We start from the raw sequence: 12,115 nt of genomic DNA on the forward strand, positions 1-12,115 counted from the left end.
ACGACACCCGTGTGGTTCCAGTGGACCAGTGGGCACTGACAGCGCCCCGGGCGGGTGACCGGCCCACGGTAGGGCCGCGGGCGGACGGCCCCCAAATCCCTCCTGTGGAGGAGCTGGGGAGAAGGTGTGCGCAACGCCCGACCCGCTTGTGCACAGTCGGGGGATAACCCTGTGGATTCCGGCCGCACCGTGCCCGGCGCGGGTCGCTGACCTGCACGGACGTGGTCCACCGGGTGTGGACCACAGAAACTTCCGGGCGTGTTGCAGTCCGGAGCCGTTTCCCCAGCCGCCGCCCTCACGACGGCCGTCGTGCACCCCTCCTGCCCTGTCCCCGACGGCAGCCCCGGCAGCAGCCCCGGCAGCGGCCCCGGCGGTGCCGGAGGGTCCTCGGTCCGCGACACCGGGGGCCGGTCCGACGTAGCCTGCCCCCATGTGCCGGAACATCCGCCAGCTGCACAACTTCGAGCCCCCCGCGACCTCCGAGGAGGTGCGCGCCGCGGCCCTGCAGTACGTCCGCAAGGTCAGCGGAAGCACCCGCCCGAGCCAGACGAACCAGGCCGCGTTCGACGCGGCCGTCCTCGAGGTGGCCCACGCGACCCAGCACCTGCTCGACCACCTCACCACCACGGCGCCACCCAAGGACCGCGAGGTGGAGGCGGAGAAGGCCCGCGAACGCGCCCGGGTCCGCTACGGCGTGGCCTGACCCGGCCATGCCTCGACCGCCCGACGAGGACGACGACACCTCCGGGCTCGCCGCCCACCTGCGGCGGCTGACCGCGCGGGAGGCACTGGCCCACCTCCAGGACCCGAATCTGTCCCTGGACTGGTCGTCGCTGCCCACCGGAGTGCGGTCGGCCGACGGGGCGCGACTGAGGTTCGACCGCCGCCGACGCTCCGTCGAGGTCCGCTCCACCTCGGGCGAGCTGTGGGTGGTCGACCTGGGGCGCCGTGACCGGATGCGCGACCGTGAGGACGTCCTGACTGCGGACCTCGAGCGGATCCAGGGCCCGGTCCTGGAGGTGACGGAGCGCGCGGAGTGGAGCATGGGACGCGGCGACGTCGCGGTCCGTGACCTGCGCACGACCTCGGGGCTGGGGTGCTTCCACGACGGCCGCCGGACCGGGTTCATGCGCGCCGTCACGCCGACGTCGTCGAGCAGGCGCGGCGGGAGGGCTTCGCGCAGGTGACGACCCGTCCCGCCCCGATCGGCGTGCTCTTCACCCTGGACGGGGACGGCGACCACCTGGCCCTCGCCGCCTACGAACGCGGCACCGGCAACACCATCGGCGTCGTGGTGGACCTGCGCCGCCCACCGGTGCGTGACGGCGCGATCGTCGACCCTCCGCGCTGAGCCGGCGCAACCTGTGTCGGCCGCCGACACGTCGGCCTCCCCCGATAACCCGTTGAGGGTGGCCCGCGCCACCCACGACGATGTCCGTCATGGACGAGCGATGAGTTCCGCGACCGACCCCGGTCGAAACCCGTGAACCCGCTGACCGAAGGACCTCTCCCATGACTGCCACCACAGACGAGCTCGCCGTGCCTGGCCGCGGACCGGACGAAGCCCACTCACCCGCGACCCTCGACGCCGCGACAGCTCCCGGTGCCACCGGCGCCATGGCGACCGACGCGGCTCCCGTCGCCGTCGACACCACGCTGGTGCTGCGGATCCTCGTGCTCTCCACGTTCGTGGTGATCCTCAACGAGACGATCATGGTCAACGCCATCCCGCGGCTGATGCGCGACTTCGCCGTCCCCGCCACCAGCGCGCAGTGGCTCTCGACCGCGTTCATGCTCACCATGGCCGTCGTCATCCCGGCGACCGGCTGGTTCCTGCAGCGGGTCCGGACGCGCACGGCCTACGCACTGGCCATGGGGCTGTTCCTCACCGGCACGGCACTCGCGGCAGCCGCCCCGACCTTCGGCGTCCTGCTCGCCGCCCGCGTCGTCCAGGCCAGCGGCACGGCCGTGATGATGCCGCTGCTGATGACCACGATGATGACCCTCGTCGCCCCACGGGACCGTGGCCGGGTCATGGGCAACGTGACCCTCGTGATGTCGGTGGCCCCGGCCCTCGGGCCGGCGGTCTCGGGGGTGCTGCTGCAGCTCGGGTCGTGGCGGCTGATCTTCGCGGTGGTCCTGCCGATCGCCGGGGTGACCGCGGTGCTCGGGCTGCGCGCCCTCGTCGACATCGGCGAGCCCAGTGCCAGCCGGATCGACCTGCCCAGCGTGGTCCTGTCGGCGGTCGGGTTCGGCGCGCTCGTCTACGGCCTCAGCGGTCTCGGCGAGGGCGGCCGGGCGACCCACGCGGTGCCCCCGCTGCTGGTCACCGTCGTCGGCGTGGTCGCGCTCGCCGCGTTCGCCGTCCGCCAGGTGCGGCTGCAGCGCGGTGCCGGGCCGCTGCTCGACCTGCGCACCCTCACCTTCGCTCCGTTCACGATCGCGCTCGCGCTCATGTGCTCGGCGTTCATGGCGATGATGGGCGCGATGATCCTGCTGCCCCTGTACCTGCAGGACGTCCTCGGGCTCAGCACCCTCTCGACCGGGCTGCTGCTCATGCCCGGCGGCCTGGCCATGGGCGTGCTCGGGCCGGTCGTCGGCCGCGCGTACGACCGGCTGGGCGCGCCCAAGCTCGTGATCCCCGGCGCGGTGGTCATGGCCGGCACCCTGGCCGTGTTCACGCAGGTGTCGACGCAGACCTCCCCGTGGCTCGTGCTCGCCGCCCACGTCGTGCTCATGGTGTCGCTGGCACTCATCTTCACGCCGGTCTTCACCTCCGGCCTGTCGGTCCTGCCCCCGCACCTGTACGCCCACGGCAGCGCCGTCCTCGGCTCGCTGCAGCAGGTCGCGGCCGCCGCCGGCACCGCCGTCGTCGTGAGCGTCATGGCGGGGCGCGCTGCCACCGCGGCCGAGGGCGGCGCGGCACCGCTGGTGGCGCTCAGCGAGGGCGTCCGGTGGGGCTTCGGTGTCGGGGCCGTGCTCGCGGTGGTCGCGGTCGGGATCGCCTTCGCGGTCCGCACGCCGGCCACGACGGGTGAGGGCGGGCACGCCGGGCACTGACGGCCCCCGACGCCCCAGGCCCACCGCCTGGTCTCGCCACCGTGCCGGGTCCCGGCCGGCGTCCCGACGGCGATGTCGATGCCCTCTCGGCCGGGGACCGGCATGCGTTCCGGCGGGGCTGGGTCAGTGATGCGTCGGGCGCATCACTGACCCAGCCCCAGCCGTGTGGTGTCAGTGGGGTGCTGCGCCTTCGCGGGCGGCCTCGGCGCACTGCGTGGTCGCGTCGGCGCCGATGACGGTGTCCACCTTCTGCTTCTGCCCGGCGAGCACCGCACCCATGAGCCGGCACAGGTCCTGGACGTCCTCGCCCGATGCCGGCGCGATGCCCGAGCCGCCTCCACCGTTCTGCAGCCGCTGCGTCACCTGGTCCGCGATCTCCGAGGACGAGGGCGGGGCCGGGGTGCTGTCCGTGGCTGCCCCGCACGACACGAACAGGATGAGGACGAGCACGACGTTGACCCACGTCGGCAGCGTCACCGGCGTGCGGCGGTCGGACGCCGGGCGCACGGGCGCGGGCTGCAGTGGTGGTGTGGTCACGGTTCCCCCTCGAGGTCGGCCGGGCGTCCCGGCGTGGCGACAGTGTGCTGGCTGCTGGCCCATGCTGGTCCCGTGACACACCCGCTCGTCGAGGCCGTCCGCGAGACTCTCGCCCCCGCCGGTGACCCGCAGCGGGCGCGTGCCCAGCAGGCGTACCTGAAGTCCGCGATGCCGTTCCGCGGCCTCACCTCGCCCGAGCTCAAGGCCCTGCTGCGCCCCCTCCTCGCCGACCCCACCCTGCGCATCGGGGACCGTGCGACGTGGGAGGGCGCCGTCCGCGAGCTGTGGGACGAGGCTACCCACCGCGAGGAGCGGTATGCCGCGACGGCCCTCGCCGGGCACCGCTCCTACCGGGCGTGGCAGGACGACGCGACGCTGCCGCTGTACCGGCACCTCGTCGTGACCGGCGCCTGGTGGGACCTCGTCGACGACGTGGCCAGCCACCACGTCGGCCCGATCCTGTTGTCGCACCGGGAGACTGCGACCCCCGTCGTGTGGTCGTGGGCGACCGACGACGACCTGTGGCTGCGGCGTACGAGCGTGATCTGCCAGCTCGCTGCCCGCGAGCGCACGGACGTGGAGCTGCTGCGCCACGCGATCGAGTGGAACCTCGACGACCCGAGCTTCTGGCTCCGCAAGGCCATCGGCTGGGCGCTGCGCCAGCACGCGCGCACCGACCCGGACTGGGTCCTGGCCAGGGTGGCCGAGTGGGACGGCCGGCTCAGCGCGCTCAGTCGGCGCGAGGCGCTGCGACACCTCTGACCACTCCGGTGGCCACCAGCCCCGCGAGGGCCGAGGCACCCGCTGCGACGAGGAACGCTCCCGCGATCCGGCCCGCGTCCGACAGCGACCCGGCCGCTGCCGCCCCCACCGACGACCCCACGAGGAACGCCGAGATCAGCCAGGCGAAGGCCTCGGTCGTCGTCCCGGGCGGGGCCAACCGGTCCACGAGCTGGAAGACGCAGGTCAGCACCACGGGCAGTCCCACCCCGCTCGCGACGGTGAGCAGGGCCATGAGGGCAAGGCTCCGCGGCACCAGGGCCAGCGCGGCATACGTCACGACGAGCACCCCGATTCCCACCAGGAGGTCACGCCGCGCGTCGCGGTGCGGCGCCCTCGGGCTGTACCCGACACCGCCGGCGAGCGCCCCGAGGGCGTTGGCGGCGACGAGCCACGGTGCGAGGCCACGGTCACCGGCCTGCTCGGCCCACGCGACGAGGGCGACTGCGGGCACGCCGATGGTGAGGCCGACGAGCAGCAGGGCGGCGTAGAGCACGACGAGGCGACGCGAGCGCAGCGGGCCCAGCCAGTGGCGGTCCTCGTGCACCGGCGGCACCCAGCCGCGCGACGCCGGCGCCGAGGTGAACCACACGGTGCCCGCGAGGCCCACCAGTGCCGCGGCGAGCAGGCCGCCACCGGCGCCGGTCAGCTGTGCGAGCAGGACGACCAGCGGCCCGAGGACGAAGACCAGCTCCTGGGCCGCGGCGTCGAGCGCGAACGCCGCCGGCACCTGCCGCGGCGCCAGGACCGACGGCCACAGCGTGCGCAGCGCCGGCTCCAGCGGCGGGGTGGCCAGGCCGGCTGCGAGCGCGACGACCAGCCCCCAGGCGGCCGGAGTCACCGGCAGCAGCGCGAGGGCCAGCGACGACACCACGCCGCCCAGGACCAGGGGCGCGCGCTGGCCGCGCAGGTCCATGGCGCGCGACAGCGCCGGGCCGCCGAGGCAACAACCCAGGGAGTATGCCGCCGTGAGCAGTCCCGCGCGCCCGTACCCGCTGCCGCTGTCACGGGTGAAGAGCACGAGGGCGAGCGGCACCATGCCGTTAGGCAACCGGCCCACGAGGGCCGACACGAGCAGCCGACCCACCTGGGGACGACGCAGCAGGTCGACCGGGTGGACGCCGACCGCGGCCGCCCCGGCCGCCCCGGCCGGCGCGGGGGGTGCGGGGTCGTTCGGCTGCGCCACGCTCAGCCGCCGAACGGCCAGCCCGGTCGCATGCCCGGCTCCGCGCCGGGCTCGATGTAGTGCTCGGTCCCGAACATCGTCGCGAAGACCTCGTCCGGCATGCCGAGCATCATCTCGATGTCGCTGGCCTGGCTGCGGTGGGCCTCCAGGGCCTCGCGGCGCTGGGCGAGGTAGCCGCTGACGTCGACCTCCCAGGTGATCTCGGCCTCGGGGGTGCCCAGCGGGTTGCCGTCGTCCATCGGCTGGTCGGGGTCCCACGCCTGTTCGGGCATCCCCGCGTCGAGGGCCGCCTGGTACATCCGGCGCGCGGCGTCGCGGTTCATCGTCGACTCCAGCAGCCGGGGCCGGCGGCGGGCGAGCTCGGCAGCGCGGTGCACGACCGGGTGCACCTTGACGTGGTCGGGGTGGCCGTAGCCGCCGTGGGAGTCGTAGCCGACCAGCACGTCGGCGTCCTCCTCGTCGAGGATGTCGGCCAGCCGGCGGGCTGCCTCCTCGACGTCGGCCCCGTGGAACGAACCGTCGGCGTCGTTCTGCTCCCACCCGCGCATGCCCGAGTCGGCGTAGCCGAGCCAGGCGACCCGCTGGACGCCGAGCACGTCGGCCGCCGCGAGCACCTCCCGCCGGCGCCAGTCGACGAGCGTCTCGCCCTCGGGCAGACCGGCAGCCGGCAGCTCGCCGTGGTCACCGTTCGTCGCGAAGACGGTGACGACCCGACTCCCCTCGGCGACGGCACGCGCCATCGAGCCGGCGGTCTGCGACGCCTCGTCGTCGGGGTGGGCGTGGAGGAAGACGATCGTGGTCACCGCGTCATTCTGCCTGTCGGCGGTGACGTCCTCGCCACCGGAATACCGACGCGGCCCGCCGCCGGGGACTGACCGCGTCCCGGTCGCCGGGACGGCGCGACCTCCACGGAGACGGATCGCCGCTCGGGCACGACACTGGGACGGTGACCGACCTCGCCGCCCTCGTCAGCCAGCTCGACCTCGAGACCAAGGTGCGCCTGCTCACCGGCGCCACCTCCTTCACCCTGCACGGGGAGGACTCGATCGGCCTGGCGCCGATGGCGTTCTCCGACGGCCCGACCGGCGTCCGGGGCCTGAAGTTCACTGGTGGCGACCAGGTCGCCCTCTTCCCGAACGCGACGCTGCTGGCCTCGGCCTGGAGCGAGGACACCGCCCGGGAGGTGGGGGCGCTGCTGGCGGAGGAGGCCGAGCGCCAGCACATCCACGTCGTCCTCGGCCCGACCATCAACCTGCACCGGACCCCGCTCGGCGGCAGGCTGTTCGAGGCCTACTCGGAGGACCCGCTGCTCACCGGCCGCCTCGCCGCGGCCTACGTGCAGGGCATGCAGGACAGGGGGATCGGCGCCTGCCTCAAGCACCTGGTGGCCAACGAGTCCGAGACGCTGCGCAACTACGTGAACTCGGTCGTGAGCGAGGACGCGCTGCGGGAGGTCTACCTGCTGCCGTTCGAGATCGCGGTCGACGAGGCGAACCCGTGGTCGATCATGGCGGCCTACAACGACGTCAACGGCCTCCCGGCGACCGAGCAGGTCCACGTCAACACCGAGGTGGTCAAGGACGAGTGGGGCTGGGACGGCCTGCTCATGTCCGACTGGTACGCCACGAAGTCCTCCGCGCCCGCCGCCCTCGGCGGGCTCGACCTCGTCATGCCGGGACCGGACGGCCCGTGGGGCGACGCCCTCGTGGCCGACGTGCGGTCCGGCGCGGTGGACGAGTCGGTCGTCGACGACCACGTCGTACGGCTGCTCCGGCTCGCCCAGCGGGTCGGGGCGCTCGGCTCGGACGGCGCCCACCGGGAGTGGCCCGGGTCCTCCCCCGCCGCGGACTCGCCCGAGCGGCGGGCCCAGCTGCGCCGGCTCGCCACCGACGGGATGGTGGTGCTCAAGAACGAGGGCGGCCTGCTGCCCCTCACCGGCGACGGCACCGTCGCCCTCGTCGGCCGCCACGCCGTCGACACCGTCTGCATGGGCGGCGGCTCGGCCCAGGTCAACCCTCCCCACCAGGTCTCGGTCGCCGAGGGCCTCGGGGCGGCGCTCGGCGACCGGCTCGTCGTCGTCGACGGCGTCGAGGTGCGCGAGCGACCGCTGCCCGCCCCCACCGCGGCCATCCGCGACCCACGCACCGGTGAGCCGGGCCTGCACGTCGAGCACCTCGACGCCGACGGCACGGTGATGCTCGCCGAGCACAGCGACTCCAGCTCGGTGACGACAGGCTGGGACGACACCCTGCCCCGCCCGACCGAGCAGCTGCGGCTCTCGGCTGAGCTCGTCACCGGCGGTCCGGTGCGCCTCGGCGCCAGCGGCACCGGCCGCTGGCAGCTGCTCGTCCACGGCGCCGAGGTGGGCTCCGCCGGCCTCGCCGCCGAGGGCGCGGACCCCGGTGAGTCCATGCTCAAGCCGCCGGTCTGGACCACCGACCTCGACCTGCAGGCCGGCACGCTCGTCGAGGCCGTCCTCACCGTCGTGCGGTCCGAGCCGCAGCCCGGCCCCGACGGGAAGCTGAGCACCCTCTCGGACGCCATCGCCTCCGGCATGGGCATCAAGTCGCTCGTCGTCGCGCCCGTCCCCGCCACTGCCGACGAGGTCATCGCCAGGGCCGTCGAGGCGGCCCGCGCTGCCGACGTGGCAGTCGTGGTGGTCGGCCTCACCCCCGAGCAGGAGACCGAGGCCACGGACAAGACCACGCTCGCGCTGCCCGGCCGCCAGGACGACCTCGTGGCCGACGTCGCCGCGGCCGCCCGTCACACCGTGGTCGTCGTCAATGCCGCCACCCCGGTCCTCATGCCGTGGGCCGACTCGGTCGACGCGATCCTCGTCGCCGGGCTGCCGGGCCAGGAGGGTGGGCACGCCGTCGCTGACGCGCTCCTCGGCCTGCGCGAGCCGGCCGGCCGCCTGGTCACGTCGTGGCCGGCCGCCGACGGGGCCGCCCCCGCGTGGGAGGTCGAGCCCACCGACCTGCAGCTCGAGTACACCGACGGCACCTTCGTCGGGTACCGCGGCTTCCACGCCGGACGGGCGCCCGCCCCCGCCTTTTGGCTCGGCGCCGGCGAGGGGTATGCCGCGTGGGAGTACGAGGGCGCCCACCTCCTGACCGCTGGCGGCGAGGGGAGTGCGACGCCGACGGTGGAGGTCACCGTGCGCAACACCGGGAGTCGCGACTCGCGCGAGGTCGTGCAGGTCTACTTCCAGCCGGCCGAGGACGACCAGCCCGTGCGCCTCGTGGGCTGGGCGGGGGTGCACGTCCCGGCCGGGGACCGGGCGACGGTGCACGTCGACACCGAGCCCCGCCTGTGGCGTCGGTGGGACCTCGCAGGCAACCGCTGGGACCGGCTGTCCGGCGCGGGTGAGCTGCTCGTGGCCCGCGGGCTCGGCGACGTCCGCCACCGCCTCCCGCTCGGCTGAGACCGGCCGCTCCCGGGCCCCGTCCCGGCCGGCGCCGCCGGTACCGTGGCGCGGTGCACAGTGCGGAGGGGGGCGGTTCGGGCCCGGACAGTCCAACCCCTGACGGTCGGGCGCCGGACGAGCCCGGACGACCCGGGACGAGCCAATCCAGGGAGGTCCTGCGGCTGGCGGTCCCGGCCTTCCTCGCCCTCGTCGCCGAGCCGCTCTTCCTGCTCGCCGACTCGGCGATCATCGGCCACCTCGGCACCGCCCAGCTCGCCGGCCTCGGCGTCGCCAGCGCCACCCTCATCACCGCGGCGAACATCTTCGTCTTCCTCGCCTACGGCACCACCTCGATCGTGGCCCGGCAGGTCGGGGCCGGCAGCGAGCGCGGTGCCCTGACCGCTGGGGTGGACGGCACCTGGCTCGCGGTCGGGCTCGGGGCGCTGACCGCCGTTGCGGTGGGCCTGGCCGCCGAGCCGCTGTGCCGCCTCTTCGGCGCCTCGGACGCCGCCATCGACTACGCCGCCACCTACCTGCGGATCTCCGCCCTCGGCATCCCGGCCATGCTCGTCGCCCTCGCCGCGACCGGGGTCCTGCGCGGGCTGCAGGACACGCGCACCCCGCTCGTCGCCTCGGTCGTCGGTTTCACGTCGAACATCGCCCTCAACCTGCTCTTCGTCTACGGCCTCCACTGGGGCATCGCGGGCTCGGCCTGGGGCACGGTGATCGCCCAGACCGGCATGGCCGCCGGGCTCGCGACGGTGCTCGTCAGCCACGCCCGCCGCGCCGGGGCGACCCTGCACCCGCACCCCGGGCGGGTGCTGCGGGCCGGGCTCACCGGCATACCGCTGCTCGTCCGCACCCTCGCGCTGCGGGCGATCCTCCTGCTCACCACCTGGGTCGCAGCCGGGCTCGGCGACGTGCCGCTCGCGTCGCACCAGGTGGCAGCGACGGTGTGGAGCTTCCTCGCGTTCGCGCTCGACGCCCTCGCGATCGCGGCCCAGGCGCTCACCGGCAGGGCCCTCGGGGCCGGCGACGTGGTGGCCGCACGGTCGGCCACCACCCTGATGCTGCGCTGGGGCGTCTGGGGCGGCGCAGTGCTCGGCCTGCTGCTGCTCGCCGTCCACCGCCTGCTGCCCGCGCTGTTCACCTCGGACCCCGCGGTTCGCTCCGCCCTCGCCGCGGCCCTGGTCGTCGTCGCCCTGGGGCAGCCGCTGGCCGGGTACGTCTTCGTGGTCGACGGCGTCCTCATCGGCGCCGGCGACGGCCGCTGGCTGGCGGGGGCGATGGCCGCGACGCTCGTGCTCTACGCGCCGCTGGCAGTGTGGGTGCACCTCGCGAGTGACGGCCTGCTCGCCCACGGTGCGCCGTATGCCGTGACGGTGCTGTGGGTGGTGTTCACGGCGTTCATGGCGATCCGGGCGGCGTTCTTCTGGTGGCGCGTGCGCGGAGACGCCTGGGCCGTCACCGGCGCCTCCCGCTGAGACTCCGCCTCTCCCCTCACGGGGGCCGCAGCGCTCGGGTTCGCGAGCGCTGCGGCCCCAAGTCCTCGACAGGGGGCCGCCGTCAGGAGGAGACGCGGGTGGCAGCCTCGCGGCGCGGGTCACCGGCCGCGGCCAGGGTGCCGTCGGCGTCCCGCCACGCGGCACCGACCCCACCGAAGAACATCGACCTCGGGCCGTGCGAGGACGCCGGCAGCCCCAGGCCCTCGACCGCCGCCACGAGCGCCTCGTCGTCCTCGTGGTCGACCTGCACGGCCTCGCCGTCGAGCACCCGTACGTGCACCCGTGGGGCATCGACCGCCTCCTGCACCGGGTCCCCGTGCACACAGTGCCGCACGAGCACCTGCAGCAGCGCAGTGGTGATCCGGTCGGCACCGGGGCTGCCGGCGGCCAGCACCGAGCCCGTGTCGGAGCGCGCGACGGTCGGCGCCATGTTCGAGGCGAGCCGGGTGCCGGGGGCCAGTGCGTGCAGTCCCAGCCGGTTGAGCTCCGGCTCCCCGAGGCAGTTGTTGAGCATCATGCCCGTCCCGGGCACCGTCGCCCCCGAGCCGTACCCGCTCGACGCGGTGATCGCGCAGGCGGTCCCATCGCTGTCGACCGCCGAGACGTGGGCGGTCGACGACGACGTGGGGAGGCCGGCCAGCCCGTGCCGCTCGACCGCCTCGAGCAGGGCGTACCCGTCCTCCTCGAGGTCGGTCGACAGGTCGTGCACGCGGGTGCGGTAGGTCAGGACCCGGCGCTGCACCTCGACCACCCTCGCCCAGTCCCAGTCGTCCCCGCCGGCCACCAGCTCGCGCAGCATGACCGCGAGCATCGGACCGCCCACGGACGGCGGTGGGTTCGTGGCCAGGTCCCAGTCACCGAGCCGGAGCCGCAGGGGGGTGCGCACCTGCGCGCGGTAGGCCGCGAGGTCGGCGGCCGTGACCAGCCCACCCCGCTCGTCCATGTCCGCCGCGATCCGGGCACCGAGGTCGCCGGTGTAGAGGCTGCGCGCGCCCTCGGCACCGATGTGCTCGAGCGTGGTCGCGAGGTCCGGGTTCGGGAGCCGGTCTCCCGCCTGCACCGGGCTGCCGTCCGCGCGACGCACCAGGGGCCGGGTGTGCGGGTCCCAGCCGAAGACACTCTCCCCCGTCAGCGCGAGGTAGCTCGCGGCCGCCGCCCCCACGGCATACCCCTCCCGCGCGGCGGTGACGCTCGGGGCCAGCACGTCGCGCCACGCAGCGCTGCCGTGCCGGTCGTGGGCGACCCCCAGGGCCGCGAACGCACCGGGGGTGGCGACGCTCCCGTGCCCGGCGTACAGGGTGAGGCCGCCGCCGTAGCTGGTCGTGATCTCCCGCAGGCCGGTGCCGAACCGCTCGACTGGCAGCCCGCGCCCGGGCATCTCCACGTTGCCGTCCACGACCTCGGGGTCGCCGCCGGCCGGCCACACCGTGACGAAGGCACCGCCCAGGACCGACACGATCCCGGGCTCGGTCGTCATCGCCGCGACGATGGCCGCGATCGCCGCGTCGACGGCGTTGCCCCCGGCCGCGGCGGCCGCCATCCCCGCGTCGGCGGAGACCGGACCCGTCGCCGCGACCGCCATCCGCCTGCCCATGCGGACCATCCTGACCCGACCGACCGGTCCGCGCCACGGCACGACCT

The 12,115-nt window shown here is 74.9% G+C and carries 11 protein-coding genes; 7 read left to right on the forward strand and 4 right to left on the reverse strand.

The window, feature by feature from the left end:
• Positions 1–430: 430 nt before the first annotated feature.
• The 4 genes from ACYVDO_RS08410 to ACYVDO_RS08425 all read left to right on the forward strand — a co-directional run bounded on the left by ACYVDO_RS08410 (position 431) and on the right by ACYVDO_RS08425 (position 3,060).
• On the forward strand, positions 431–703 hold the full coding sequence (locus tag ACYVDO_RS08410) for a DUF2277 domain-containing protein (protein WP_460934693.1): 273 nt from the start codon (positions 431–433) through the stop codon (positions 701–703).
• A gap of 7 nt (positions 704–710) precedes the next feature.
• Positions 711–1,187, forward strand: coding sequence for a hypothetical protein (locus tag ACYVDO_RS08415; protein WP_460934695.1), 477 nt, complete (start codon positions 711–713; stop codon positions 1,185–1,187).
• Complete coding sequence (locus ACYVDO_RS08420; protein WP_460934697.1) at positions 1,184–1,351, forward strand: hypothetical protein; 168 nt, start codon at positions 1,184–1,186, stop codon at positions 1,349–1,351. The genes ACYVDO_RS08415 and ACYVDO_RS08420 overlap by 4 nt, the downstream gene beginning before the upstream one ends.
• A 161-nt stretch (positions 1,352–1,512) precedes the next feature.
• A complete protein-coding gene (locus ACYVDO_RS08425; RefSeq protein WP_460934699.1) occupies positions 1,513–3,060 on the forward strand; it encodes a DHA2 family efflux MFS transporter permease subunit in 1,548 nt (515 codons plus the stop codon).
• A gap of 171 nt (positions 3,061–3,231) precedes the next feature.
• On the opposite strand, the gene ACYVDO_RS08430 is transcribed toward ACYVDO_RS08425, so the two are convergent.
• Complete coding sequence (locus tag ACYVDO_RS08430) at positions 3,232–3,597, reverse strand: hypothetical protein (RefSeq protein ID WP_460934701.1); 366 nt, start codon at positions 3,595–3,597, stop codon at positions 3,232–3,234.
• Between the two features lie 72 nt (positions 3,598–3,669).
• Here ACYVDO_RS08430 and ACYVDO_RS08435 point away from each other — a divergent pair, with 72 nt between their 5' ends.
• Positions 3,670–4,359, forward strand: a complete 690-nt coding sequence (locus ACYVDO_RS08435) for a DNA alkylation repair protein (RefSeq protein ID WP_460934703.1) — start codon at positions 3,670–3,672, stop codon at positions 4,357–4,359.
• Here ACYVDO_RS08435 and ACYVDO_RS08440 read toward each other — a convergent pair.
• Together ACYVDO_RS08440 and ACYVDO_RS08445 are read right to left on the reverse strand one after the other, a co-directional pair.
• Positions 4,328–5,563 carry an MFS transporter gene (locus ACYVDO_RS08440; protein ID WP_460934706.1) on the reverse strand — a complete coding sequence of 412 codons (1,236 nt, stop codon included), beginning with the start codon at positions 5,561–5,563 and terminating at the stop codon, positions 4,328–4,330. The genes ACYVDO_RS08435 and ACYVDO_RS08440 overlap by 32 nt on opposite strands.
• Before the next feature lie 2 nt (positions 5,564–5,565).
• A complete protein-coding gene (locus ACYVDO_RS08445; protein ID WP_460934708.1) occupies positions 5,566–6,366 on the reverse strand; it encodes a PIG-L deacetylase family protein in 801 nt (266 codons plus the stop codon).
• Between the two features lie 143 nt (positions 6,367–6,509).
• Here ACYVDO_RS08445 and ACYVDO_RS08450 point away from each other — a divergent pair, with 143 nt between their 5' ends.
• Together ACYVDO_RS08450 and ACYVDO_RS08455 are read left to right on the forward strand one after the other, a co-directional pair.
• On the forward strand, positions 6,510–8,987 hold the full coding sequence (locus ACYVDO_RS08450; protein WP_460934710.1) for a beta-glucosidase: 2,478 nt from the start codon (positions 6,510–6,512) through the stop codon (positions 8,985–8,987).
• Between the two features lie 53 nt (positions 8,988–9,040).
• Positions 9,041–10,453 carry an MATE family efflux transporter gene (locus tag ACYVDO_RS08455; RefSeq protein ID WP_460934712.1) on the forward strand — a complete coding sequence of 471 codons (1,413 nt, stop codon included), beginning with the start codon at positions 9,041–9,043 and terminating at the stop codon, positions 10,451–10,453.
• Positions 10,454–10,535: 82 nt separating this feature from the next.
• On the opposite strand, the gene ACYVDO_RS08460 is transcribed toward ACYVDO_RS08455, so the two are convergent.
• On the reverse strand, positions 10,536–12,068 hold the full coding sequence (locus ACYVDO_RS08460) for a gamma-glutamyltransferase (RefSeq protein WP_460934714.1): 1,533 nt from the start codon (positions 12,066–12,068) through the stop codon (positions 10,536–10,538).
• Positions 12,069–12,115: the final 47 nt, after the last annotated feature.

Source organism: Phycicoccus ginsengisoli (assembly GCF_054779295.1).